Source organism: Rhodanobacter sp. Root561 (assembly GCF_001427365.1).
GTDB lineage: Bacteria > Pseudomonadota > Gammaproteobacteria > Xanthomonadales > Rhodanobacteraceae > Rhodanobacter.
In genome coordinates, this window is the sequence record NZ_LMGH01000012.1 from 197163 (window position 1) to 221722 (window position 24560).

Here is a 24560-nt window from a genome sequence, read left to right on the forward strand (position 1 = left end):
TGCGCTCGATGCCCGGTGCCTGTGCGGCTTCGCATGACGATGGGCGATGGCGGCATCGAGCGACAGGCGCCCTGCAGACACGCTCACGGCTGCCTGGGTATCCACTGCTGATAGTCGGACGAATCGCAATCCGCCAGATTCACCGTGCTGTTCTGGCCGGCATCGCCGGCTGCGTTCAGGCATTGACCGGAGCCCACGTTGAACCAGGCCTCCGAGCCCGGCATGTACAGCCACTCCTGACTGCTGTCGGCGGTGCAGCTTGCGGCAAGTACGGCACTGCTGCCGTTTGCCTGCAGGCATACGTTGCGATCGATCAGATTCAGCCGGTTGCCGACATCGTTCGCCAGCAGCTGGTTGCCCACCGCCCAGGACGAGCTGTCGCTGCCCGCACAGACATTGAGGCCCAGGTGGTTGCCGCCCAACGTATCCGCGCAGTAGTGCTGGACGCGGTTTTGGGCGATGAAAGGCGCCCCGGGCGGCTGGCTGATGGTGGCGATGACCGTCCTGTCCGGGTTCATCATCGAACTGGCGATGGACGCGCAATCGCCATAGGTTTGTGTCGAGGCGTTGTTGGTCTGCACGGCATTGCCCACGGGGTCGTACATGAGCGGAGCGTAGAACACCGCCGTCGTGGGCGGCACCTGGGAGCAGGAGGAATACTGCTGCGATCCCTGGGTGAAGTTTTCGACGAACTGCGGCACGACGGCCTGCAACAGGCCGTTGCCCGCCGGCGAATGGATGGTTCCTATCACCGTGGTCGTGCCCGTGTCCTCATCTGTGATGGAGGCCTGCCAGAGATAGTTTTCGCCGGCGTCGGCCGCGCCCGCAGGGATCGTCGTCTTTCCCGCGTACTTCACGTGCAAGGTGTACTTGGCCCCTTCCCTCCACGCCGGCTCCTTGCTGTCTTTGGTGGTGAACAGGCATTGGGTGCCGGTGCCCTCGCCACCGAATGCCCGGCATACCGCACCGGAGGCGGAGCCGGGTTTGTCGACACTGGAATCGTAGGTCTGACCGAAGATCGAAAAGAGAACGGTCTTGGTCTTTTTCGAGTTTTGCTGGATCCCGGCATAGCCGCCCTGGTTGACGTTGACCGTCCAGAAAAACTGGCTGGCGTAGAACGTATTGCCGTTGGTGCCAGGCTCATGAGTCACCCGGATGGAAGCATCGATCCCGTTGTAACCGTACAGGCCGTCGGCATTCGCGACGGTCGAGGCGGGGTAGTAGTAGTGATTCGCCACCATGCCGCCCGCAATCACGGCGTGCGCCGGGCCGGCCAGGAAGGCTCCGATACCTGCAAGCCCATAGGCGAGATGCAACAGATATTTTTTCATGGGATACCTCGGTGGATAAGCGAAGGTGATGCCGTCGGCCGCGTGGCGCGGGAACGTGGTTCGCGGACAATCAGCAGGGGCGTCGCACCGCATCGGCGCGACGCCGTGCGTCCTCATCGAAAGGTGTAACGGGCGATCAGCATCGTCGTCCGCGGTGCCTGCCAGGTTGCCGCGCCGTAGCTCGGGTTGAGGATCGGCGAGCCATCGTTCTGGAAACTGCCGGTGTCGTAGCGCTGCTCCGCATCGATGCCACCCTGGCGATTGGTGACGTTCTGCACCTGCAGATCGAGGCTCAGGTGATGGGAGTCGCTGATGGCCCAGTCGTAGCCCACACCCAGGTTCCATTGCCAGAACAGCGGCGTACGCCCTGCCGCGCCCAGCGGTGCCGGTACGTTGTTGCAGAAGTGGCTGGCGGCGCCGTATTGCTCGGCGGGGTTGTCGATGTCCGGATAGGTGCCGAGGCAGTTCTGCGGCGTGCCGGTGGACAGGTCGAACGTGCTGCCGATACGCAGGCCGGTCGCGAAGTAGTAGATGCCGTTGAGCTTGAGGCTGTGCCGCACGTCGCCGGCCAGGTTGCCGGAGCTGTGCTCCATCAGGCCGGGGAAGTCCCACAGGATCTGCTCGGACGGTCCGCCGTTGGTGCGCGTACCCAGATTGAGCAGGCCGTCGTAGTTGCCGTACAGGTGCGCCCAGGTATAGCTGAGGTCGAGGAAGTACGGCTCTTCGCTGTTCTGCGCATGCGTCAGTTCCAGCGTGAGGTGGACGTACTTGCGCGTGGGCGCCGGGCCGAACACGCTGCCCGGCACGGTCAGCGATTCCAGCTTGCCGTCGCCGTCGTAGTCGCGCATGAACACCTGGGCGATGCCCGGGTTGATCATCGGGCAGCCGCTGGAATCCTCGTAATCCGGGTAGCCATGGGCCTGCGCGTAGTCGGTGATGCCCTGGGTGTAGCAGGTGTCCTCGATCGCGCGCTTGAGCGAGGAGTAACCCAGCTCGGCCATCGACGACCAGCTGTTGCCCAGCGTCTTCTGCACGTACACCTGGAACTCGTACTGGTACGGCGCCTTGATGTTGGACGTGGCGACATTCGCGGCGCTGGGCGCCTGGCCGTTGATCAGCGTCTCCTGCGGACCGATCTGGGTCAGCCCGGTCGGCGCCTGCGTGTTCGGATCCCTGCCGGCGTAGGTGTAGTAGCGGTACCACTGGGTGACGGCGCCAGCCGCACCGTTGTTGACGCTGGACGGGATCGGGATGGTGTATTTGCCGGCGTTCGCACCGACCTTCATCGTGCTGTCGCCGTAAACATCCCACGACACGCCGAACCGTGGCGACAGCAGCGGCAGGTGCCAGAAGTTCTGGCCGTTGACGTTCTTGTTGATGAAGGTGTCGTCGCGCAGGCCGGCATAGACGATCCAGCGGTCCGACGCCTGCCAGTAATCGTCGATGTAGAACGCCTTGTTGACCGTGTAGAACGGACCGCCGGTGCTGATGAAGTACTGCGCCACGTAGCGACCATCGGCCGGTGCCGGCGAACCGTTCGGCAGCACGCTGCCGGGCTGGGTGTAATAGGTCCAGTCGCCGCCGTCGGTGGTGGTGCTGACGTTGTTGATGAAGTGCTTGTAATGCTCGCCGCCGATGGTGATCTTGTGGTCGCCCAGGTTCCAGGTGAAGTCGCCCTTGAAGCCGCGACGCCAGTAGGCGAACGGATACAGCTTGCTGCTGGTGGTGGTGAGACCGATGTTCTTGTGCACCTGGGTCACCGGATCGACTTCGATCACGTAAGGCAGGTTAGTGCCCGAGGTGGAAGTCGGGCTGAGCGAGGACTGGCTCAGGTATCCGCCCATCAGGCGCAGGCTCATGCTGTCGTTGATCTGCCAGTGGTAGTTGCCGATCAGGAACTGGTTCTTGACCTGGGTCGAGGTCCAGCCTGCGTACGCGCCTTGCGAGGACGGGTCGTAGTCGCGCGTCAGGCTGTACCGGTTGTTGAAGGTATTCTTCCAGTCACGGTTGCCGACCACGTTGAACGACTGGTCGGCGTTGATGTTCCAGGTGAGGTTGAGCAGCCCGTTCTTGTCACGGTTGGCCGTGTCGATGTGCCGGTTCTGCGTATTGCTCTGACTGGTATTGGCCGGCGAGTTGCCCAGCATGGCGAAGAAGAACAGCTTGTCCTTGACCAGCGCACCGGACGCGAACAGGTACTGGTTGGCCACATTGGCGCTGTGGCTGTTGGAGGAATTGAAGCGGTAGTAGTCGCCCTGCGCTGTGCGCGAATCGCGCGCATGCGAGTTGAACCACGAAGTCGCCGGCGTGAAGTACAGCGAATAACCCGCCTGGAACCGGTTGGTGCCCTGGCGCACGGTGGAGGCGATCGTGCCGCCGGTGGTGCTGGTCCAGCTCACACCGGCGTTGGCGCTCAATACCTGGGTCGAGGTGATCGCCTCGGCCGGCAGGTAGGTGGCACCGAGCCCGTTGTAGTCGTAGGTGCTGTCGAATTCGTTGTAGTAGTAGCGGTTCTCGGCCGGACTCGCGCCGCCCATCTGGATCAGGCCGGTGGTCTGGTTGTCGTATTTCACCTTCGAGCTCAGCAGCGCGACGCTCTCGGGGCCGCGCCCGGTCGGCAGCTGGTTGACCACGCTCATGCTGTAGTTGTTGGAGAACTCCGGCGTGCTCACGTCGATCGGCATCACGTCGGCATCGATGGCTCGTCCGGACACCCGAATCGCGCCGAGATTGGTGGCGCTCGCCGACGTGGTGGCGGCGGCCTCGACGCCGGAAAGCGCCGGCACCATCGTCTGCACGTTGGCGCTCACCACGACAGTGCGGGTGCCGATGGTGGAGCCGTCCTGCAACACGGTGACGGTGTACTTGCCCGGATTGAGGCCGCCCACGTTGTAGCGCCCATCGCTGTCCGGCTGCAGTTCGCGGTGGTAGCCGGTAGCCGGATTGGCTACTTCGAGCGTGACATGACTGCCGCCAGGCTCCCTGCCATACAGGCCGCCGGTGATCGATTGCGCCTGCGCGACATTCGCACCCAGTGACACCAGCAAACCCATGGCGAGCAGCGTTCGCCGCAAACCGTCAGCCCTGTTCCCGGCGCCCCGGTGTGCAGCAGCGATCAACAACTTCCTGTTCCTGCCCGCGACGGTGAAACCATCATTCTTTTCAGCATGCATTGAAATGCCCCTCACGTAGTTCGTTGTCGCCCTGCGCAGAAATGCCCTCCCCTCTGCCACAGGCGGTTGTGGTTATCCGTGGGAACACCTCCTGCCCACGAACTCGCTTGCACGTTCTCCAGAATTTCGGACAAAAGCCTCCCTGCCGGACCCATGACTGGCCCGGTTTGACTTCCTGCTTTTCAATCACGCCAGACGCTGCACTCGAACCTTTGCGAGCAACGTCTTCACCGCCCGTCGTTCGACGAAACCGGTTTCCTGACCTTGCGCATTGGCCGAGCCACAGGCCACGCCCAGACGCAAGATCCCCTCCAAATTCATGTTTCGCGCCATGCCCACCGTCATGCCGGCCAGCAGGCAGTCGCCGGAACCCACCGTGTTGCGTACCTGTTCCAGTTCGATCGAGGCATGCCAGACGCCACTCGCATCGGCAGCCACCGCGCCCAGTGCACCCATCGTCACCACCGGCATCGCGATGCCGCCGGCATGCAGTTCGCGAACCGCGTCGACTGCCGCGGCGAGATCGCCGATCGGACGTCCGAGCAGCTCGGCGATCTCGTCGCGATTGGGCTTGACCAGAAATGGTCGAGTCTGTGCCGCGTGCTGCAGCAGTTCGCCACCGGCGTCGATCAGGCAGCGCTTGCCGGCATCGCGCACATGCGCTGCCAGTTCAGCGTAGGTGGTCGACGGAAACCCTCGCGGCAGGCTGCCGGACAGCACGATCAGCTCGCTGTCATCGACGCCACGACGAAACGCGCGCAGCAAGGCTTCCTGCTGCGCGCCGTCCAGCAGCGGCCCCTGCCCGAGAATCTCGGTGACCTGGCCGTCCGCGTCCTGCAACGCGATGCAGGTGCGCAGGCTCTCGGCAACCTCGATGCCGTGGAACACAACGCCGCGTTCACACAGCAGCCGACCGATCATGTTGCGATGGGCCGGGTCGACCAGGCCGACCAGTTGCACGCGCTCACCCAGCGCGGCAATGGTCTGTGCCACGTGCAACCCCTTGCCGCCGGGATACGCCTGTTCGTCGAGTGCGCGGCTGACTTCGCCGGGACGCAGCGCATCCAGCCGGATGAGCCGATCGATCGCGGTGTTGAAACCGATGACCGTGATCACGACAGGTCCGCCAGCAGGGTGTCCACTTCCGATACGCTGGCCTGGCCGACCGTACCGCCGGTTCGGCGCGTGGAGAGGCTGCCGCAGGCACTGCCCCAGCGCATGCAGTCCTGCAGGGTCTGGCCACGCAGCCACGCATGCAGGAAACCGGCGTCGAACGAATCGCCGGCGCCGGTGCTGTCGACCGGATGGACCGCAAACGCCGGCACTTCGAGCAGTCGTCCCTGATCCAGGCTGGCGCAGCCGAGCTGTCCGCGCTTCACCACGGTTTGCGTGCGCCCGTTGTGCAGCGCATGCAGGCCATCGAGCAGCCGCTCGCGGCCAGTGATGGCCGCCAACTCCAGCTCGTTGGGCAGAAACAGGTCGACTTCCTCCAGCGTGCCAAGCAGGTCGGACGCCCACGCCTGCTGCGGATCGAAACCGGGATCGAGCGAAGTGCTCAGACCCGCGGCATGCGCACGCGCGAACAGTGCGCGGCAATCGGGCCGCAGCGCACGCTGCAGGTAGTACGAGGAGACATGCAGGTGATCGGCGCTGGCCAGCAACGCATCGTCCACTTCGTCCGCGCGCAGCGTGGCGATCGCGCCGGGGAACGTCACCAGGGCGCGATCCTGCGGCGTCGACAGCGAGACGGTGACGCCGGTGCGCAAGCTCGCCTGCGGCTGCACGGCGGCAATGTCGATGCCGGCGTTACGCAACGCATCGAGACAATAGGCTCCCCAGCTGTCGTCACCGAGCTTGCCGCGGAATGCCACGGGATTGCCCAGCCGGGCCAGCCCCATCGCACAGATCATCGAGGAGCTGCCTGGCGTCATGCAGAAGTCGTCGGCCAGCACTTCGCGGCCTGGCGCAGGCAAGGCATGGCAGTGCTTGAAGACCAGATCGACGTTGATTTCGCCGACGACCAGGATGCGCTTCATGCGTCCCCCTCATGCTCGCTTTCCGAGCTGCGCTCCCGGTGCATCGGAAAGTGCTCGACCACGCGCGTGAGTACGCCCTGCGACGGCGTGTCGGGTTTGCCACCCAGCTCGAGGCAACGGAAGAACGCGAGCAGTTGCCCCACCACCACATCCGCCAGCAGCGGCAATGCATCATCCGTCGCGCCCAGGCCTGCCTGCTCGATCCCCACGTCGTGCGGCCCCAGCACATCTGCCGGAATGTGTTCACCCACCAGCACACGGGTCATGCCCAACTGCTTGCGTGACAGTTCGCGCAGCAGGTCGAGCTCGTAGGCACGCACCGCCGGGTCCGGTGACAGGAAGCCGACCACCAGAGTCCTGTCGTCCAGGCTCGACATCGGCCCGTGGCGCAGGCCGAGATAAGTTTCCGCCACCGTGACGACCGCGCCGCCGGTCATCTCCAGCATCTTCAGCGCACATTCGTGGGCCGCGCCGAGCGCGCCGCCACTGCCGAGATAGACGACGTTGCCGAACTCGCCACGGGCGACGGTCGCAAGCGCATCGGCCTGCTCGTCGAAGATGCGCTGGACGCCGCGCGCCAGCCGGGTTACCGCCGCGAGGGCGTCGCTGCCTCCACGCTGAACCAGGCCGAAGCCGGCCAGCAACAGGTTGGTGAAGCTGCTGGTCATCACCAGGCTACGGTCATTGGTGCGCTCGTCCAGCACCAGCACGGTGACCCGCGGGTCATTGCGATAACGGGTGGCGAGCTTGCCGTTGGCGTTGCAGGTGATGACCATGTGGCGATAGTCGGGGGCATCCGCCAGCAGGCGATCCACCACGCCACAGCTTTCCGGGCTGTCGCCGGAACGCGCCAGCGAAATCAGCAAGCCGGCGCCGGGTGGTAGCACACTGCGCCAGTGCGTGAGCAAGCTGCCGGCTGCAATCGCCTGGGCGGGGATACCCAACTCGACCTGCAGGCTGGGTGCCAGGCATTCGCCGATATACATGGAGCTGCCCGAACCGGTCAGCACGATATGGCTCGGGCGCGGCACCAGCGCTGCCTGCATCAGCTCGCGCAGTTGCGGCTGGCGCAGCAGCTCGGCCGTATCCGACCAGGTCGCCGGCTGCTGCAGGATCTCGCGCAGGGTATCGGCGTAGCCGTGCGCCTGCTGCGCCGCCAACGGGGCTGCATGCAAGGCGTCCAGCTCGATCGAAACTTTCGTTTTATTGCTTAATTTTGACATTTTGCCAAATTCGATTGAATATGAAAGTATTAAGCTTCCGAACCGAGAGTATTCGAAATGAAACAAAGCTTGCAAGAGGTTTCGAACACCGGCAGCCAACTTTCCCGGCTCGCCCTGTCCCATGGCAAGCGCACCCGTCTGTGGCGGTTGCTGTACGGCTACGGTCCGCGCAACGGCAGCTTGCTGGTGCTCCCGCTTGACCAGGGACTGGAGCATGGTCCCACCGATTTCTTTCCCCACCCGCCGGCCGTCGATCCGAGCTATCAGTTCGAGCTCGCCGCGGCCGGTGGCTTTTCTGCCATCGCGCTGGGCATTGGCCTGGCCGAGAAGTACATGGCCGAGTACTGCGGTCGGCTGCCGCTGATCCTCAAGCTCAACGGCAAGACCAACATCGCCAGCGACGCCGAAGCCACCTCGCCGCTGTTCGCCTCGGTCGAGGACGCGGTGCGCCTCGGTGCCGACGCGGTCGGCTACACCATGTACGTGGGTTCGCCGCGCCAGCACGACGAAATCCGCCAGTTCGAAAAGGTGCGCCAGGACTGCGAACGCTATGGCATGCCGCTGGTCATGTGGGCGTATCCCCGCGGCAGCGCGGTCAACGCCAGGGGTGGCACCAATACACTCTACGTGCAGGATTACGCTGCCCGCGTGGCGCTGGAGATGGGTGCCGACATCGTCAAGCTGCACGAGCCGAACGACAGCGTGGCGAATGTACCGGCGCCTTACGACAAGTTGCAGGAGGACGCCGCTGCCCGCTGCGAACGCGTGGTGCGCTCGGCCGGTCGCACGATGGTGCTGTTCTCCGGCGGCGAGAAGAACGACGATGACACTGCGGTACTGCGCAAGGTCGAGTTCTACATGCAGTCCGGCGCCAATGGCGTGATGTTCGGTCGCAACATGTGGCTGCGCCCGTTCGATCAGGCAGTGGCGCTGGTCCGCTCCGTCCACGACATCATGGCGAAATATCCGCGCTGAACAGGCAGACGAGGCACGCAGCCCGATGAGCGACAGTTCCTCCCGATCGCAGTTCCTGATGCAGGCCGGCTGCCTGTGCTGCGCGCCGCCCGGCGGCGCCGGTACGGTGCGCATCGATGGCAGCAGGAATCCCCTGCAAACCCGGCCTGACGCTGGCAAGAGCGGGTTGCGACTGAAGGACTTCCAGCCGCGCAGCATGCTGCAGGTACCGAAGACGCGCATCGAGCAACCGCGCTTCCCGGTCATCGACGTGCACGCGCACCTGAGCTGGTCGAGCAACGTGCGCAGCGGCATCTCGGTGGGCGAAGAAGTGACCTTGTTCGCCCGGCCAGAGGATCTGCTGCCGGTGATGGATCGCAAGGGCATCCGTACCCTGGTGAACCTCACCGGCGGTGTCGGCGCCGGCCTGGAAAAGAGCATTCGCAGCTTCGACCAGGCCGCACCCGGCCGTTTCCTCACCCTCACCGAACCGTCATACGAATACTTTGCCGAACCGAACTACGCGCAGCTGCAGGGCGACGCGATCGACCATGCCAAACATGTCGGCGCGCGCGGACTGAAGCTGCTGAAGACGTTGGGCTTGTATCTGCGAGAGCGGATCGATGAAGGCCCGCTGGTGGCGGTGGACGACCGCCGCTTCGATCCGATGTGGGAAGCCTGTGCCGCCCACGACCTGCCGGTATTCCTGCACGTCTCCGACCCGGAGGCATTCTTCCTGCCTACCGACGAGAACAACGAGCGCTACGAGGAACTGGCCAATCATCCGGACTGGTCGTTCTACGGTCCGGAGTTCCCCGGCAATGCGGAGTTGCTCGCCGCGCGCGACCGCCTGATCGCACGCCATCCGAAGACCACGTTCGCCCTGCTTCACGTGGGCAACAACGCGGAAAACCTCGCCGCCGTGGCCGCCTGTCTCGATCGCTTCCCCAACACGGTGATCGACATCAGCGCGCGCATCGGCGAGCTGGGTCGCCAGCCACGCATCGCGCAACGCTTCTTCGACCGTTACCAGGACCGGATCATGTTCGGCACCGACGCGGTACCATCACCGTACGGCGACGACGTGCCGCAGCAGCTGTTCGGCGATGAGCTCTACGAGATCTACTACCGTTTCCTGGAAACCGACGACGAATACTTCGATTACGCACCAGCACCGACGCCGCCGCAGGGTCGCTGGTCGATCTATGGACTCGGCCTGCCGGACGAAGTGCTGCGCAAGGTTTACCATGACAACGCCGCCCGACTTCTGAAAATCGCCCCATGAGTGAAACCCCCGTCGCCTCCCGCCGCCTGCTGGTCGAAGAACGTCGCCGCCTGATCGTCGAACTGGTCGAACAGCAGGGGCGCGCCACGGTGGAAGAACTGGCAACCCGCTTCGGCACCTCCACCGTCACCATCCGTGCAGACCTGGACGCGCTCGCGCGCAGCTCGGCAATCGCCCGCTCGCATGGCGGCGCCTTGCCGGCTGCGCCAGCAACGAACGACACCCCGCTCAATATCAAGGAAACTCGCTGGCACGCGCAGAAGCTGCGCATCGGCCAGGCCGCGGCGAAAATGATCCGGGACGGCGAGACGATCATCCTCGACTCCGGCTCGACCACGGTGGAGATCGCCCGGCAGATCCGCCAGCTGAAGTTCGAATCGCTCACGGTGATCACCAACGCGCTGAATATCGCGATGGAGCTGTCCGGCCTGCCGCAGATTCGAGTGATGATGCTGGGTGGCATGCTTCGGCAGACTTCGTATTCACTGGTCGGCCCGGATGCCGAGCAGGCGCTGGCCAAGCTTTCCGCGGATCGCCTGTTCCTCGGCGTCGACGGCCTCGATCCGGAGGTGGGCGTAACCACGCCCGATCCGCTCGAGGCGGCATTGAATGCGCTGATGATCCGCGTCTCGCGCCAGACCATTGCCGTGCTCGATGCCAGCAAGCTGGGCCAGCGCAGCCTGTCGGTGATCACGCCGGTGAAGAACCTCGACATCGTGATCACCGACACCAGCGCGCCGGCCGAAACCGTCGAGGCATTGCGCACCGCCGGCGTGCAGGTCGTGCTGGTCTGACGTCGGCGGGCGCCGCTCAGAAGTCCAGACGGAAATTCGCCGTAGCCATCCTGGCCCGCTGGCGCTGACCGAGATACTCGTCGTAGCCCATCTGCAGGCTTGCGCGCGGGCTCATGCGCCAGTCCAGCGTGGTGCCGAGCACGCCGCCATAACGCGACAGCCCGATGCCACCGACCGGAGCGAACTGATCGATACCGCTGAAACTCGCGTCGAACACTTCGCCGCGCACGCCGAACGACTGCTGCCACGACACGCGGCCCTGCAGGCTGAGGCTGCCGCCACCGGGCAAGGCCCAGTCACGCGTGGCGCGCAGGCCCGCGCCGGCCCGCCAGCGCGCCGTGGTTTGCGCCGCCGATTTCAGGCCGAATCCGTAGGCGCCCCGCTCGTTGAAACCGTCTCGCTGGATCTGCGCATACTGCAGGTTCATGTAAGGAGTGACCTGCGTGCGGCCCAGCGCCAGGCGATAGCCGCTTTCGCCGTAGGCCACGCCGTAACGACCGTTGCCGTCGCTGGCCACCCCGGCGAACTGATCACCGAGCTGCAGCTGACGGCGCATGGTTTCGCGGTAGCTGCCGATGCCGAAGCGCCCCATCGTGTACCACGAGCCGTGGATCACGCCGCCATACAGCATCGCTTCCAGCGCATGGCTGTAGCCCTGGTCCGCACGCTCGGTCAGCCGCCCCAGGCCCTGGCTCTGGCCCAGCGCGTAACCGACGATGCCGTTGCCGTCGACGCGATAGTCCTGTCCGACCAGCGAGCCGCCAAGGTCGTAGCCGACACTGTCGTAGCCGCTGCGCGACAGGCCGCCGTGATAGCCGAGGTTCTGCGTCCAGCCACCCACGGTCGGTGCGTCGAGCAGGCTGTCGAAGCGATCGGACAACGCCCGCGTACCGGCATCGATCGCCTCGAACGTCATCGCCGCGCTGGCGGCATGCAGCTGGCCGGAGAGGCTGGCCAGCGAATGCTGCATCACGTCGGTGGACACGGCGTGCTGCAGGCTCGCGGCGCCGGCGATGAAGCTGGCGCCGACGGGTGTCCCGCTACTGGCGCCCTGCAACTGGGTGTTGATCTGCGCGAACGCGTTCTGTGTGCGCAGCGCGGCGCCGTAGCTGGCGGCGGTGTAAGGCAGGCCCTGGATCTGACTCAGGTTCACCTGTTGCACGTCCAGCCAGGCGCTGATGCTGTCATAACCCAGCGTGGCGGTCAGCACCACGCTGGGTGCGGTGTTCAATGCCGAAAAGGTACCCGTGAGGCCGCCGTTGGCCGTCAGGACCGTGGTGTGCGAGTCGAGCGTATAGCCGGTATTGGCGCCGAACACGTACAGGTCGCCACCGGACAGGGTGGCCGTGCCATTGACGTGCAGTTGCGACCCCAGCGATACCGCCAGTCGACCATTGTCCTGCTGCACGTAGTTGCCGCTCAGATAGACGTCGCCCTGACTTGCCACCAGGACGCCGGCGTTGGTCACGTTGTTGTAAACCGTGAAGCCGGTGGGATCCTGCGGCGTGTCGCCGGACATCAAGGTGCCCTGCGCGCCGATCTCGACGGGGCTGCTCAACCCGGCCACGGCGAGCGTGCCTTCCTGGATCTGGGTGAGGCCGGTATAGGTGCTGCTGCCGCCCCAGAGGTTGAGCCTGCCCGACCCCTGCTTGATCAACCCGCCGGCGCCGGAGATCGCGTTGCCCCAGGTCGAGGTACCGCTGAAGTTCACCGTGACATCGCCCCAGTCGAACCTGGCTGGCCCGTTGACCGCCCTGAATGTATTCAGCATGCCGTAGCCGAACGTCGCATCGGGACCGGGTGCGCCAAGGTCATTGGCCGTGCCCAGCAGGGTCTGCCGCACCAGGTCGTTGCTGAAATACGGAAACGCCTGCCACACCAGTGCCGCGGCACCGGATACCTCCGGTGCCGCAAACGACGTTCCGCTCACGATCCAGTAGGTGGGTTTGGTACCGGCCACGGCATCCTTGTCGCTGACGATCACGTCGCCCGGCGCGGCAAGGCAGTAATTCATCGCCTTGCCACAGGCATTGGAATAGCTGGCCAACTGGGTCGGGTGATTGCTGTCGACGGCTACCGCGACCAACCAGCCGGCTTCCAGTTGTGGCGCCAGGCTGGGCAACGCGGCGATGTCGCTGGGATCGCTGCGCGAGTCGTTGCCGGCGGCAAACACCACCAGCCCGCCATGCTGCACCACGAACGGCTGGTAGGCCTGGGCGAAGGCCTGGTTGATGCTGGCGTTCGCGGTGTCCCAGTAGATGCCGCCCCAGGAGTTGTTCATCACTTGCACGCCGGCATTGATCAGCGCCGGGTTCAGCGTCTGCGCGAAGAAGTCGGCATCGGCAGCGGTGACTTCGTTGCCCTGCCCCGAGCCGTCGTCCTTGGGCGTGACATCGCTGATGATTCGCGCGGATACCAGGCTGGCGCCTGGCGCGATGCCGCCGGGGAACTGATCGAATGCCTGGCCGGCGGCGATCTGCGAGACCCAGGTGCCGTGGCCGACCACGTCATCGATCGCCGTGTTGTTGGCCGCGGGATCGACGTAGACCAGTTCCTGCTTAACCCGTCCAGCCAGCGCGGGATGGTTGCGCATGATGCCGCTGTCGACCACGCCGATGGTCACGCCGACGCCCGTGTAGCCAAAGCTGTGCGCGCCGTAGGTGCTGGTGAGCGCAAGCTGGGCATCCAGCGGCGGCTGGTTGGTCGTGGTGGTGGGCGGCGGCGAGCTCGGCGTCGTCGGTGGCGGTGTCGGCTTGACGTTGCCGCCACCGCCGCAGGCGCTCAACCCCAGCGCCACCGCCACCAGCAGCGCCAACTCGCGACGCCGGAAAACCGAATCGATTCTGTTCATCATGCCCCCGCACGCGCGTTTCGATCTGACCACCGTCGGTGCAGCCAGCCCACCCGGCGCAGTCCCCACACGCATCTTCGCACAACAAAATTCCAATGAAATACCCGCAAGTCCTTGCGCCTCAAGGATTCGTCGCGGTTTGCCCAGCTTCCCGGCGGACTGCGATAATCAGCGAGTTTCCTTTCAGGCGTTCGCGCCCCACCAAAGTCTTGCAAGCGGAGTTGTCCATGTCGGATGTCAGCGTCGTCATCGTCGGTTCGAAGCGCACAGCGATCGGCTCGTTCCTGGGCCAGTTCACCGGCGTCCCCACCCCGAAGCTCGGTTCCGTCGCCATTCGCGCGGCGCTGCAGCAGTCCGGCGTGGCCCCCGCCGACGTCAGCGAGGTGATCATGGGTTGCGTGCTGCCCGCCAACCTCGGCCAGGCCCCGGCGCGTCAGGCGGCTCTGGGCGCGGACCTGCCGGTCGGCACCGGCTGCACCACCATCAATAAGGTGTGCGGCTCGGGCATGAAGGCGATCATGCTCGGCCATGACCTGATCAAGGCGGGCTCGGCCAACGTGGTGGTGGCGGGCGGCATGGAGTCGATGACCAATGCGCCGCACATGGTCAACGCCCGCACCGGCATCCGCTACGGCGATGGCCAGCTGGTCGACCACATGGCCTGGGACGGCCTGACCAATCCCTACGACGGCAAGGCGATGGGTGTGTTCGGCGAACTGTGCGCCGACAAGTACCACTTCACCCGCGAAGAGCAGGACGCGTTCTCGATCGAGTCGGTCAACCGGGCCAAGGCGGCCCAGCAGAACGGCGCCTTCGCCGACGAGATCGCCCCGGTCACGGTGAGCGGCCGCAAGGGTGACGTGGTGGTCGATACCGACGAGCAGCCGGGTCGTTCCGACGTGGCGAAGATCCCCACGTTGAAGCCCGCCTTCCGCAAGGAGAACGGCACGATCACCGCGGCCAGCTCCTCCAGCATTTCCGACGGTGCCGCTGCGGTGGTGCTGCTTTCCGCCGACGACGCGAACAAGCGGGGACTGAAACCGCTGGCGCGGATCGTGGCCCACGCCACCCATGCGCAGGAGCCGCAGTGGTTCACCACCGCGCCGGTCAGCGCGATCCAGAAGGTGCTGGACAAGGCTGGCTGGAAGGTCGGCGACGTGGACCTGTTCGAGATCAACGAGGCGTTCGCCGTGGTCGCGATGACGCCGATGAAGGAGCTGGGCATCCCGCACGACAAGCTCAACGTCAACGGCGGTGCCTGCGCACTGGGTCACCCGATCGGTGCCAGCGGTGCGCGGCTGGTGGTAACCCTGTTGAACGCGCTGAAGGTGCGTGGCCTGAAGCGCGGCGTGGCTTCCCTGTGCATCGGCGGTGGCGAGGCGACCGCCATCGCGATCGAATCCATTGACTGATCCCGAGGCCGACCGGCCACTGTCGCGCAATATTCACATGACGGCCGGTTAAATCTGTTTTTAATACGCACTGAAGGGTCGCCATAAACATCTGGCGCAATGTCCACGAAAGCGTTATTAATACACGGCCAAACGGCATTCCACGGCAAAGGAGATCCACCATGAAGTTTACGCGTACCCTACTCGCCGCCGCGCTCGTCGCGCTGTTGGCGGCATGCAGCAACGGCGCGCAGGATTCCGCGCAGGACGCCCAGAAGTCGGCTGATACCGCACAGCAGGCTGCCGATACGGCGCAGCAGGCTGCCGCGGCAGCTCCGACCCCGGCGACTGAGCAGGCTGCAGACCAGGCCAAGACCGCTGCTGACGCAGCTGGCCAGGCCGCCGATCAGGCTGCACAGGCTGCCGTCGCGGCTTCCGCCGCTGCTCCGGCCAACACCGATGCGTCGAAGGACGCCATGTCGCAGGCCAAGGACGCCGCCGGCAACGCTGCCGACGCCGCCGACAAGGCTGCCGACGCTGCGAAGGACGCCGCTGGCAACGCCAAGGACGCTGCCGACAAGGCCAAGGACGCGATGAAGGGTCACTGATCCCTCTCGGTTCTGCATTAAAGAAACGGTCGCCTCGTGCGACCGTTTTTTTTGGCCCGTGATTAACCGGCTGCGCGGAATGTTTTTGTCACGGCACAACGCCGGCTATCATCCATGGTTTGTCCCCGACGGGAACCCGACCGTGAGCTTCCTTTCATGAGCGTCATTGCATCGCAGATCGATCCGCGTTCGCCCGAATTCCAGGCCAGCAGCCAGCAGTTGCGCACCGTGGTCGAGGACCTGCAGCGCGAACTGGTCCGCAGCGCCGAGGGCGGCGGCGCCAGGGCGCGCGAAAAGCATGTGGCCCGCGGCAAGCTGCTGCCCCGCGAGCGCATCCGCGCCCTGCTCGATCCCGGCTCGCCGTTCCTCGAACTGTCGCCGCTGGCGGCGCATGGCATGTACGACGGCGACGCCCCTGCCGCCGGCGTGATCACCGGCATCGGCCGGGTCAACGGCATCGAGGTGGTGGTGGTCGCCAACGACGCCACGGTCAAGGGCGGCACCTATTTTCCGATGACCGTGAAGAAGCACCTGCGCGCGCAGGAAGTGGCGCTGGAAAACCGCCTGCCCTGCGTCTACCTGGTCGACTCCGGCGGCGCCTTCCTGCCGCTGCAGGACGAGGTGTTCCCGGACAAGGAACACTTCGGCCGGATCTTCTACAACCAGGCGCGGATGTCGGCACTGAACATCCCGCAGATCGCCGTGGTGATGGGCTCGTGCACCGCCGGCGGCGCCTACGTGCCGGCGATGAGCGACGAGACCATCATCGTGCGCGAACAGGGCACGATCTTCCTCGGCGGCCCGCCGCTGGTGAAGGCCGCCACCGGTGAAGTGGTGGACGCCGAGACGCTGGGCGGCGCGGACGTCCATACGTCCATCTCCGGCGTGGCCGACCACTTTGCCGAGAACGACGCGCACGCGCTGTCGATCGCCCGCGACATCGTGGCCCACCTCAACCGCAAGAAAGAGATGCCACTGGCGCTGCGTGCGCCGGTCGAACCGAAGTATCCGGCCGAGGAACTGTACGGCGTGATCCCGCAGGACACCCGCCGCCCGTTCGACATCCGCGAGGTGATCGCGCGCATCGTCGACGGCTCGGAGTTCCACGAGTTCAAGGCGCGCTACGGCAAGACCCTGGTCTGCGGCTTCGCGCACATCCACGGCTACCCGGTGGGCATCGTCGCCAACAACGGCATCCTGTTCGCCGAGAGCGCGCTCAAGGGCGCGCACTTCATCGAGCTGTGCAACCAGCGCAACGTGCCGCTGGTGTTCCTGCAGAACATCACCGGCTTCATGGTCGGCAAGAAGTACGAGCAGGCCGGCATCGCGAAGGACGGCGCCAAGATGGTCACCGCGGTGGCCTGCTCGCACGTGCCGAAGTTCACCGTGGTGATCGGCGGCAGCTTCGGCGCCGGCAACTATGCGATGTGCGGTCGGGCCTACGGCGCCCGCTTCCTGTGGATGTGGCCGAACGCCCGCATCTCGGTGATGGGCGGCGAGCAGGCCGCAAGCGTGCTGGCCACGGTCAAGCGCGACGGCATCGAGGCCAAGGGTGGCGAGTGGTCGGCCGACGAGGAGGAAGCCTTCAAGGCGCCGCTGCGCGAGCAGTACGAGCGTCAGGGCCATCCGTACTACGCCAGCGCCCGCCTGTGGGACGACGGCATCATCGACCCGGTCGACACGCGGCGGGTGCTGGGCCTGGCCATCTCCGCGTCGATGAACGCGCCGATCGAACCGCAGCGTTACGGCGTGTTCCGCATGTAAGCTTTTCCGTCTGGTACAACGACTTCACAGGGGAAGTCAGGGATGATTGTCGGTATCGATCTGGGCACCACGCATTCGTTGATCGGCTGTTACGACGAAACGGGGCCGCGGTTGTTCGCGAATGCGCTGGGCGAGTTCCTCACGCCCTCGGTGGTCAGCGTCGATGAGGCCGGCCAGGTGATCGTCGGTCAGCCGGCCCGCGACCGGCTGGTCAGCCATCCGCAGATGAGCGTGGCCAGTTTCAAGCGCTGGATGGGAACCTCGCGCGAGACCCGGCTGGGCACGCACAGCTTCCGCCCGGAAGAACTGTCCGCGCTGATCCTGCGCTCGCTGCTCGCCGATGCCGAGGCGGCGCTGGGGGAAAAGGTCGGCGAGGCCGTCATCAGCGTGCCGGCGTATTTCTCCGATGCCCAGCGCAAGGCCACCCGCGCCGCCGGCGAGCTGGCCGGCATCCGCGTCGAGCGGCTGATCAACGAACCCACCGCTGCCGCGCTGGCCTACGGCCTGCGCGAACAATCCGATGGCGCCCGCTTCCTGGTCTTCGACCTCGGTGGCGGCACCTTCGACGTGTCGGTGCTGGAGATGTTCGAGGGCGTGGTCGAAGTCCATGCCAGCGCCGGCGACAACTTCCTTGGCGGCGAGGACTTCCTCGACCTGCTGGAGCAGACCTGCCGCGCCGACCTGAAACTCGCCGACGACGCGCTGGACGCCAGCCAGCGCGGCCAGCTGCGACGGCGGCTGGAGGCGGCCAAGCGCACGCTGGGCAGCGAAGGTCATGCACGCATCGAATTTCCGCTGGGCGACCGGCAGCTGGACTGGCAGATCGACGAGGAACGCTTCAACCGGCTGGCCGATCCGCTGGTGCAGCGCATGCGCGCACCGCTGGAGCGGGCGATGCGCGATGCCCGGCTGAAACCGGAACAGCTGGACGAGATCGTGCTGGTTGGCGGCGCCAGCCGCATGCCGCTGGTCGCCCGCACGGTGTCGCGTATGTTCGGCCGGTTGCCGCTGCGTCACGTAAACCCCGACCAGGCCATCGCGCTGGGCGCGTGCATCGCGGCTGGGCTGAAGTCGCGCGACCAGCGCCTGGACGAGATCATCCTCACCGACGTGTGCCCGTATTCGCTGGGTACCGAAGTGGCGCGCCGCGACGAACAGGGGCGCGCCGTGACGGGCTTCTTCGAACCGGTCATCCAGCGCAACAGCACGGTGCCGGTCAGCCGCGAGGAGACGTTCTGGCCGGTCCAGGAACGGCAAAGGCAAGTGCAATTGGACGTCTATCAGGGCGAGAGCCCGCTGGTCGAGAAGAACATCAAGCTGGGCGAGCTGACGGTGGACATCGACCCGATGCTGTCGATCGCGGAGAACGCGGTGACCGTGCGCTTCACCTACGACATCAACGGTGTGCTGCAGGTCGAAGCGCACGTGCACACCAGTGATCGTCGCTACGAGCTGCTGCTGGAACAGAATCCCGGCCTGCTCGACGCGCAGCAGATCCGCGAACGCCTGGTGGCGCTGAACGATCTGAAGATCCATCCGCGCAGCAAGCAGGAAAACCTCGCCATGCTGGCCCGCGCCGAGCGCCTGTACGAGGAACACCTGCATGCGCGCGACCAGTTGCAGGAATGGATCGCGCGTTTCCGCACCGCACTGGAAAGCCAGGACGAGGCGATCATCCGCGAGCATCGCCGCGAATTCGGCCGCGCGCTGGATACGCTGGAGTCGGCCTGATGTCGCCGCTCGAGCTGCTCGGACTGGCCGCCGACGCCGACGAACGCGCGATCAAGCGCGCGTATGCCCAGCGGCTTCGCAGCACCCGCCCCGACGACGACCCGCAAGGGTTCCAGCAATTGCATGCCGCCTATCAGGCGGCGCTGGCCCATTACCGGGCCGCGGCCGTCCATGAGTCCGTACCATCGCATGAGCCGATGCGTGAGCCATCCCTGCCCTTGCCCTCCGCATCCTTGGCAGCCACGGCCGCACCGGATCTCCCGGCCGCCATCGAGCCACCCGCGCCGCCTCGTTTCGACCTGGACGCCTTCTGCAGCGCCGTGTTTGCGCAGGCTTCGATCGGCGATGCCGCGGCGCTGCAGGCGTGGCTGGCGGGCCGCCAGGAACTGTGGTCGTTGCAGTTCAAGACACGGATCGGCCGATACCTGCTGAACGAGCTCCATGAACAGGTGCCACCGATGCCGGTCGACTGCATGGAGGCCCTGCTGCGCTTCTTCGATCTCGATCACGCACTGGCCGACCACGATCCACTGGCCATGCTGCAGCTCACCCGGCGTTCTCGACTGGCCTGGCAACTGCAGGACAGCGACGAAGAAAGTCTTGGCGCGCGGCTGGAACTGCATACGCCGCTGCAACGCTGGCGGGCGCATTGGGTTCTGCGCCAGTTGCAGCGCCCGTTCCGCTGGCTGCGTGTGCTCTGGCTGGGCGTGAATGTCGTCGTTCCCGAACGCATCGCGGACTTCGTCGCCGAGGTAAGCGACAACCACCCGGAAGACCTGCCCGAAACGATCGACCGCACCCAGCTCGGGTTCTGGCTGGCCGCTGCAGATCGTCAGCGCGTCACTCGTCCGCGGCTGATCCTGGGTGGCGTCCGCAGCGTGGGCATGCTGCTGCTTGGCATCGTGCTGGCGCCGCTGCTGAGCTTGCTCTGCATCGACAGAATCGCGCTTCGCCCCATGCTGGTCGTCGTCGGCGTCATGATGGTGCCGAGTGCGCTGTGGGCTCTCTGGATGGCCTGGTCTGCACTCGTCTTCTGGTACATCGAACGGGAACCGGCCGGACGGCAACGCGCCGCGCGCAAGTACGTGGTGCCGCTCCTGTGCGGTGCCGGCGTGGTGCTTGGCGCTTTGGGGCAGGACGGTCCCGGACTCGTGCTGATCGCCCCGGCCTTGTGGCTTTCGGTTCGTCGCTACTGGTACCACCACGCGAGCCGCTATGCGGCGTTCAATTCGGGCTACGTCCGACTGGCGCTCCTGTTGGCCATTCCGGTGCTCCACGCCGTATTGAATGCGGGCCTGGGCGCAGACCTGGTGTCGTCCGGTGATGTCGTCGCCGCGGCAGCCATGCTGGCATGGACGGCCGATCTGCGAAGGCAACCCCGAGGTCAGGCCAACGTTCGCTGACCGAGGTTCGACGAGGCATCGTCAGCAGACGTGGTGCGCGCAGGCATCGTGCCGGTTCCTGCCCGCTGCGTTTGCTGACGCCGCACGAAGCATGCGCCCCAGCACAGCACCAGCAAGGTCATGGCATAGAACACCATCTGCATGCCAGCCGGGCGGGCGTCGTAACCGATCAGCACGTGGGCGGTCTGGCCCAGCAGCGACCCGTTGCCGAGCAGCCACGAGCTGTCCCACAACGGCTGCCCCCAGGCAGGCAGCAGGTCGGCCTGGATCAGGTAGCGTGCGGCGCTGGAGGCCAGTCCAGCGGCCAGCAGCACCAGCATGGCGTTGGTGGCGCCGAAAAAGTGGCGCAACGGAATCCGCAACAAGCCCGCATACAGGCCGAAACCCACGGCCGCCCCGGCCAGCACGCCAAGCGTCAGCCCGGCCCACAGGTGATCCGCACCGCCGGCGCGCATGCCGTACAGGAACAGCACCACTTCCGAACCTTCACGCAGCACCGCCAGGGACACCACCAGCAACAGCAGGCCAAGCGAACTCGCGCCGCTGTGCACGGCCGTGCCCAGTGCCTGCATCTGCCGGCTCAATTCCCGCCCATGGCTGGACATCCACAACACGTGCCAGCCGATCATCAGCACGGCGGCGATCAGGATGGCCGCGTTGAACAACTCCTGGCCCGCGCCGCTGAAGGCATCGGCCAGCAGGTTGGCCGACAACGCCACCAGCACCGCGCCCAGCACGCCGAGCGCGATGCCGCCGCCGACAAACCAGCCGCGCCGCGGCACGCCGCGGGTGGCGGCGGCGACCACGGTGACGATCAGCGCCGCTTCCAGCACTTCGCGAAATACCAGCAAGGCGATGGCCCACATGGCGCTACTCCACCACCAGCGTGCCCTGGGCCGTGGGTTGGTGGAAGTCGCCGTAGAAGCGGTAACGACCCGGCTTGAACGGACCGATGAAGATGCTGATGCGGCTGTTCGGCATCACGATCTTCTCCGCCGGAAAATCATCGCTCTCGAATTCCTCCGGTGACGGGTCCTGGTTGACCAGTTCCACCTTCACCCGGGTATTGGCAGGGATATGCAACTCCGCGGGCTGATAGCGGTGGTCTTTCAGGGTCAGCGTGTAGCCGGGCACGTCGGTCGCGCTGGCCAGCAGTGGCAGCATCAAGGCGAGCAAGGCGGACATCAGGATTTTCATGGCTTGGTCATGCCTCATCAAGTTGATTGATAATCATTATCAACCATGGCGACAAGAAAGCCCGCATTCAAGCCCGCCGTCCGGCAAGGCACGGGGCTGGCATCGCTGCGGGCGACGGGCGTCATTCTGGCAGCAGAACGCAAGCGGGCCCCTGATCTGGATCAGGAGCCCGGTTGGAATGGAGGGCAGCGAGCCGACGCGGTTCAGTCCTGCGGCGGTTCCCCGCGCAGGCGCACGTCGTTGGGCAGCATGTCGGTACGCTCCCGGTTTTCCTCGCGCTGGGACTCGAAGAAACGCTGCACGTGCTGGCAGACCGGCATGGTGTTGTCGCGGGTGGCCGCGGAGACCAAGAACCACGGCGCGGTCCAGCCCAGCTCGGCGACCACCTGCTCCGCCGCTGCCTGGCGTTCGTCCTCGGCCAGCAGATCGGCCTTGTTCAGTACCAGCCAGCGCGGACGCTCCAGCAGTTCGGGATTGAACTTCTCCAGCTCCTGTTCGATCGCCCGCACCTGGCCGGCCACATCGGAGCCGTCGATCGGCGCGATGTCGACAATGTGCAGCAACAGGCTGGTGCGCGACACATGACGCAGGAACTGGATGCCCAGTCCGGCACCTTCGGAGGCGCCCTCGATCAGGCCGGGGATGTCCGCGATCACGAAGCTCTGGTCGGTGCCCAGGCTGACCACGCCCAGGTTCGGATGCAGGGTGGTGAACGGATAATCCGCCACCCGCGGCGTCGCCGCCGACACCGCGCGGATGAAGGTCGACTTGCCGGCATTTGGGAAACCGAGCAGGCCGACATCCGCCAGCAGGCGCAGCTCCAGCTTCAGCTCGCGCACGTCGCCCGGCGTGCCCGGCGTGGCCTTGCGCGGCGCCCGGTTCACCGAGGTCTTGAAATGGATATTGCCCAGTCCGCCCTTGCCGCCCTGGGCCACCAGCATGCGCTGGCCGTGGCTGGTCAGGTCGCCGATCACCTCGTCGGTGTCGACATTGGTGATCATGGTGCCGACCGGCACGCGGATCGTGGTGTCCTCGCCGCCCTTGCCATACATCTGGCTGCCCATGCCGTTCTCGCCGCGCTTCGCCTTGAAGCTGCGCTGGTGGCGGAAGTCGATCAGCGTGTTCAGGCCTTCGTCGGCCACCAGCCAGATCGAGCCGCCGAAGCCGCCGTCGCCGCCGTCGGGGCCGCCGAACGGGATGAACTTCTCGCGGCGAAAGCTGATGCAGCCATTGCCGCCGTCACCGGCCATAACCTTGATGTGTGCTTCGTCGACGAATTTCATGGGGGAGCCGGGAATAGGGAATGGAGAATCGGGAATGGGAAGAGCGCGCAATCAGGATAGGGTACGGGACTTGCGGAAACCCCGCTTTTACCATTCCCGATTCCCCATTCCCGATTCCCTGCCGCAAACGAAAAGCCCCGCCGAGGCGGGGCCTTCGCTATCGCATCGCGACAGGCTTACGCCTGGACGACGTCGACGAAACGGCGGTTCTTGTCGCCACGGATGGCGAACTTGACGGTGCCGTCGATCAGCGCGAACAGGGTGTGGTCACGACCCAGACCCACGCCCACACCCGGATGGAACTGGGTGCCGCGCTGACGCACGATGATGTTGCCGGCTTCGATGGCCTGGCCACCGTAGATCTTGACGCCGAGGTATTTCGGGTTCGAATCGCGACCGTTGCGGCTGGAACCTACGCCTTTTTTATGTGCCATGACTCAATGCTCCAGTTGCTCAGGCGTTGATGCCCGTGATCTCGATTTCGGTGAAATGCTGACGGTGACCCTGCTGACGCTTGTAATGCTTGCGGCGGCGGAATTTGATGATGCGGATCTTGTCGGCACGACCGTGCTTGCGCACGGTGGCGCTGACGGTGGCGCCCTCTACAACCGGCGCGCCAACGACGACCGACTCACCGGTACCGACCATCAATACCTGGTCGAAACTGATGGTGGCGCCTTCTTCGGCGGTCAACAGCTCCACGCGCAGGACGTCGCCCTGCATGACGCGGTACTGCTTGCCACCGGTCTTGATGACTGCATAACTCATGGGAATGCCCTTCTGTCGTTATTCTCTTGGGTATCGCCATGACCCTTTACAGGTCTGGCGAACCGCGGATTATAGCGACGTGACCCCGCGCTGGTCAATTACTGACCACGCCGGACCCGAACGGCCTTGCCGCGCCCCCGCGGCGAGCCGTTCAGTGGCCCGGCCCGGGCGCTGGAACGGCCGGCTTCGCCGCCGCGGGACTGGCCGGACACTGGCCATTGGCGTCCAGCGTACCCTTCTGCTGCAGCTGCCTGATCATCGTCTGGCCGCGCTCGCGCCCCCAGGCCTGGCCCACCTTCATGCCCTCGGCCATCGTTACCGGCATCTGCGTGATGACCTTCTGGCCCAGCGGGGAGCGGTAGAACTTCAGCAAGCCGGCGACATCCTGGGCAGTGAAATGGCGCTGGTAGATCGGCACCATCTGACCCAGCAATTGCCGGGTGCCGCTGGCGTCGATGAAACCCTGCCAGTAGGACGCCGGAACGCAAGGCACGGCCTGACCCATCACCGTGACCATCTGCGTGTTCATCTGCCCGAACATGCGATCCATGTGCATCACCTCGAACAGTTCGCGCACCTGCTTTTCGCTCGGCTGCGCGGCAACGGCCTGTCCGGCGGCGCCCAGCGCCAGCGCTGCAGCAGCAGCGGTTCCCGCCCATTTCTTCATGACTCGCCTCCGTACGGGTGAAACCGGCATTTAGCCACAGCCGGAACGGTGAGCCAAATTCGACCGCCACCTGACGCCGTCGACACTGAACCATCAAAACT

20 protein-coding genes are annotated in these 24560 nt (G+C 65.4%); 8 read left to right on the forward strand and 12 right to left on the reverse strand.

The window, feature by feature from the left end; all coding sequences use genetic code 11:
* Positions 1-83: 83 nt before the first annotated feature.
* The 5 genes from ASD55_RS11870 to ASD55_RS11890 all read right to left on the reverse strand — a co-directional run bounded on the left by ASD55_RS11870 (position 84) and on the right by ASD55_RS11890 (position 7886).
* Positions 84-1331, reverse strand: a complete 1248-nt coding sequence (locus ASD55_RS11870) for an RICIN domain-containing protein (RefSeq protein ID WP_056766380.1) — start codon at positions 1329-1331, stop codon at positions 84-86.
* A 113-nt stretch (positions 1332-1444) separates the two neighbouring features.
* Positions 1445-4384: a TonB-dependent receptor gene (locus ASD55_RS11875; protein WP_056766382.1), complete on the reverse strand. Its 2940-nt coding sequence runs from the start codon at positions 4382-4384 to the stop codon at positions 1445-1447.
* Positions 4385-4690: 306 nt separating this feature from the next.
* Complete coding sequence (locus ASD55_RS11880) at positions 4691-5620, reverse strand: 1-phosphofructokinase family hexose kinase (RefSeq protein ID WP_056766384.1); 930 nt, start codon at positions 5618-5620, stop codon at positions 4691-4693.
* Positions 5617-6540, reverse strand: coding sequence for a carbohydrate kinase family protein (locus ASD55_RS11885; protein ID WP_056766386.1), 924 nt, complete (start codon positions 6538-6540; stop codon positions 5617-5619). Before ASD55_RS11885 ends, ASD55_RS11880 begins: the two co-directional genes overlap by 4 nt.
* Positions 6537-7886, reverse strand: coding sequence for a tagatose-6-phosphate ketose isomerase (locus ASD55_RS11890; RefSeq protein ID WP_235577793.1), 1350 nt, complete (start codon positions 7884-7886; stop codon positions 6537-6539). The genes ASD55_RS11885 and ASD55_RS11890 overlap by 4 nt, the downstream gene beginning before the upstream one ends.
* Between ASD55_RS11890 and ASD55_RS11895 the strand changes: the two genes are divergently transcribed.
* Genes ASD55_RS11895 through agaR form a run of 3 tightly spaced genes read left to right on the forward strand, consistent with a single transcriptional unit; the run spans position 7833 to position 10796 of the window.
* Positions 7833-8738 carry a fructose-bisphosphate aldolase gene (locus ASD55_RS11895; protein ID WP_235577794.1) on the forward strand — a complete coding sequence of 302 codons (906 nt, stop codon included), beginning with the start codon at positions 7833-7835 and terminating at the stop codon, positions 8736-8738. The two genes, ASD55_RS11890 and ASD55_RS11895, sit on opposite strands and share 54 nt — an antisense overlap.
* Before the next feature lie 25 nt (positions 8739-8763).
* Complete coding sequence (locus ASD55_RS11900; protein WP_056766392.1) at positions 8764-10002, forward strand: amidohydrolase family protein; 1239 nt, start codon at positions 8764-8766, stop codon at positions 10000-10002.
* Positions 9999-10796 carry a transcriptional repressor AgaR gene (agaR, locus tag ASD55_RS11905; RefSeq protein WP_056715648.1) on the forward strand — a complete coding sequence of 266 codons (798 nt, stop codon included), beginning with the start codon at positions 9999-10001 and terminating at the stop codon, positions 10794-10796. The genes ASD55_RS11900 and agaR overlap by 4 nt, the downstream gene beginning before the upstream one ends.
* A gap of 16 nt (positions 10797-10812) precedes the next feature.
* Here agaR and ASD55_RS11910 read toward each other — a convergent pair whose 3' ends face one another.
* Positions 10813-13647, reverse strand: coding sequence for a S8 family serine peptidase (locus ASD55_RS11910; protein WP_056766496.1), 2835 nt, complete (start codon positions 13645-13647; stop codon positions 10813-10815).
* A gap of 227 nt (positions 13648-13874) precedes the next feature.
* Between ASD55_RS11910 and ASD55_RS11915 the strand changes: the two genes are divergently transcribed.
* The 5 genes from ASD55_RS11915 to ASD55_RS11935 all read left to right on the forward strand — a co-directional run bounded on the left by ASD55_RS11915 (position 13875) and on the right by ASD55_RS11935 (position 20544).
* Positions 13875-15059 (forward strand): acetyl-CoA C-acyltransferase, encoded by a 1185-nt coding sequence (locus ASD55_RS11915; protein ID WP_056766394.1) that lies wholly within the window; start codon positions 13875-13877, stop codon positions 15057-15059.
* Positions 15060-15220: 161 nt separating this feature from the next.
* A complete protein-coding gene (locus tag ASD55_RS11920; RefSeq protein WP_056715640.1) occupies positions 15221-15646 on the forward strand; it encodes a hypothetical protein in 426 nt (141 codons plus the stop codon).
* 156 nt (positions 15647-15802) lie between these two features.
* Positions 15803-17410, forward strand: a complete 1608-nt coding sequence (locus ASD55_RS11925; protein WP_056766395.1) for a carboxyl transferase domain-containing protein — start codon at positions 15803-15805, stop codon at positions 17408-17410.
* A 42-nt stretch (positions 17411-17452) separates the two neighbouring features.
* A complete protein-coding gene (locus ASD55_RS11930) occupies positions 17453-19141 on the forward strand; it encodes a molecular chaperone HscC (protein WP_056766397.1) in 1689 nt (562 codons plus the stop codon).
* Positions 19141-20544 (forward strand): hypothetical protein, encoded by a 1404-nt coding sequence (locus ASD55_RS11935; protein ID WP_056715630.1) that lies wholly within the window; start codon positions 19141-19143, stop codon positions 20542-20544. The genes ASD55_RS11930 and ASD55_RS11935 overlap by 1 nt, the downstream gene beginning before the upstream one ends.
* Here ASD55_RS11935 and ASD55_RS11940 read toward each other — a convergent pair.
* From ASD55_RS11940 to ASD55_RS11965, 6 genes are all read right to left on the reverse strand, one after another.
* Complete coding sequence (locus ASD55_RS11940) at positions 20526-21410, reverse strand: FTR1 family protein (protein ID WP_056715627.1); 885 nt, start codon at positions 21408-21410, stop codon at positions 20526-20528. The two genes, ASD55_RS11935 and ASD55_RS11940, sit on opposite strands and share 19 nt — an antisense overlap.
* Positions 21411-21414: 4 nt before the next feature.
* On the reverse strand, positions 21415-21741 hold the full coding sequence (locus ASD55_RS11945; RefSeq protein WP_056715623.1) for a cupredoxin domain-containing protein: 327 nt from the start codon (positions 21739-21741) through the stop codon (positions 21415-21417).
* Positions 21742-21944: 203 nt separating this feature from the next.
* Positions 21945-23024, reverse strand: a complete 1080-nt coding sequence (gene cgtA / locus ASD55_RS11950; RefSeq protein WP_056715621.1) for an Obg family GTPase CgtA — start codon at positions 23022-23024, stop codon at positions 21945-21947.
* 176 nt (positions 23025-23200) lie between these two features.
* On the reverse strand, positions 23201-23458 hold the full coding sequence (rpmA, locus tag ASD55_RS11955; protein ID WP_007806105.1) for a 50S ribosomal protein L27: 258 nt from the start codon (positions 23456-23458) through the stop codon (positions 23201-23203).
* A gap of 19 nt (positions 23459-23477) precedes the next feature.
* Positions 23478-23792, reverse strand: a complete 315-nt coding sequence (gene rplU / locus ASD55_RS11960) for a 50S ribosomal protein L21 (RefSeq protein ID WP_056766400.1) — start codon at positions 23790-23792, stop codon at positions 23478-23480.
* 151 nt (positions 23793-23943) lie between these two features.
* A complete protein-coding gene (locus ASD55_RS11965) occupies positions 23944-24459 on the reverse strand; it encodes a DUF2059 domain-containing protein (RefSeq protein ID WP_056766402.1) in 516 nt (171 codons plus the stop codon).
* Between the last annotated feature and the right edge of the window lie 101 nt (positions 24460-24560).

What these genes read in the sequence shown, in the direction of transcription:
- ASD55_RS11870 (WP_056766380.1), bottom strand. Translation starts at nt 1,331, where the DNA reads ATGAAAAAATATCTGTTGCATCTCGCCTATGGGCTTGCAGGTATCGGA.
- ASD55_RS11875 (WP_056766382.1), bottom strand. Translation starts at nt 4,384, where the DNA reads ATGGGTTTGCTGGTGTCACTGGGTGCGAATGTCGCGCAGGCGCAATCG.
- ASD55_RS11885 (WP_056766386.1), bottom strand. Translation starts at nt 6,540, where the DNA reads ATGAAGCGCATCCTGGTCGTCGGCGAAATCAACGTCGATCTGGTCTTC.
- ASD55_RS11890 (WP_235577793.1), bottom strand. Translation starts at nt 7,886, where the DNA reads ATGGGACAGGGCGAGCCGGGAAAGTTGGCTGCCGGTGTTCGAAACCTC.
- ASD55_RS11900 (WP_056766392.1), top strand. Translation starts at nt 8,764, where the DNA reads ATGAGCGACAGTTCCTCCCGATCGCAGTTCCTGATGCAGGCCGGCTGC.
- agaR (WP_056715648.1), top strand. Translation starts at nt 9,999, where the DNA reads ATGAGTGAAACCCCCGTCGCCTCCCGCCGCCTGCTGGTCGAAGAACGT.
- ASD55_RS11910 (WP_056766496.1), bottom strand. Translation starts at nt 13,647, where the DNA reads ATGAACAGAATCGATTCGGTTTTCCGGCGTCGCGAGTTGGCGCTGCTG.
- ASD55_RS11915 (WP_056766394.1), top strand. Translation starts at nt 13,875, where the DNA reads ATGTCGGATGTCAGCGTCGTCATCGTCGGTTCGAAGCGCACAGCGATC.
- ASD55_RS11920 (WP_056715640.1), top strand. Translation starts at nt 15,221, where the DNA reads ATGAAGTTTACGCGTACCCTACTCGCCGCCGCGCTCGTCGCGCTGTTG.
- ASD55_RS11925 (WP_056766395.1), top strand. Translation starts at nt 15,803, where the DNA reads ATGAGCGTCATTGCATCGCAGATCGATCCGCGTTCGCCCGAATTCCAG.
- ASD55_RS11930 (WP_056766397.1), top strand. Translation starts at nt 17,453, where the DNA reads ATGATTGTCGGTATCGATCTGGGCACCACGCATTCGTTGATCGGCTGT.
- ASD55_RS11935 (WP_056715630.1), top strand. Translation starts at nt 19,141, where the DNA reads ATGTCGCCGCTCGAGCTGCTCGGACTGGCCGCCGACGCCGACGAACGC.
- ASD55_RS11940 (WP_056715627.1), bottom strand. Translation starts at nt 21,410, where the DNA reads ATGTGGGCCATCGCCTTGCTGGTATTTCGCGAAGTGCTGGAAGCGGCG.
- ASD55_RS11945 (WP_056715623.1), bottom strand. Translation starts at nt 21,741, where the DNA reads ATGAAAATCCTGATGTCCGCCTTGCTCGCCTTGATGCTGCCACTGCTG.
- cgtA (WP_056715621.1), bottom strand. Translation starts at nt 23,024, where the DNA reads ATGAAATTCGTCGACGAAGCACACATCAAGGTTATGGCCGGTGACGGC.
- rpmA (WP_007806105.1), bottom strand. Translation starts at nt 23,458, where the DNA reads ATGGCACATAAAAAAGGCGTAGGTTCCAGCCGCAACGGTCGCGATTCG.
- rplU (WP_056766400.1), bottom strand. Translation starts at nt 23,792, where the DNA reads ATGAGTTATGCAGTCATCAAGACCGGTGGCAAGCAGTACCGCGTCATG.
- ASD55_RS11965 (WP_056766402.1), bottom strand. Translation starts at nt 24,459, where the DNA reads ATGAAGAAATGGGCGGGAACCGCTGCTGCTGCAGCGCTGGCGCTGGGC.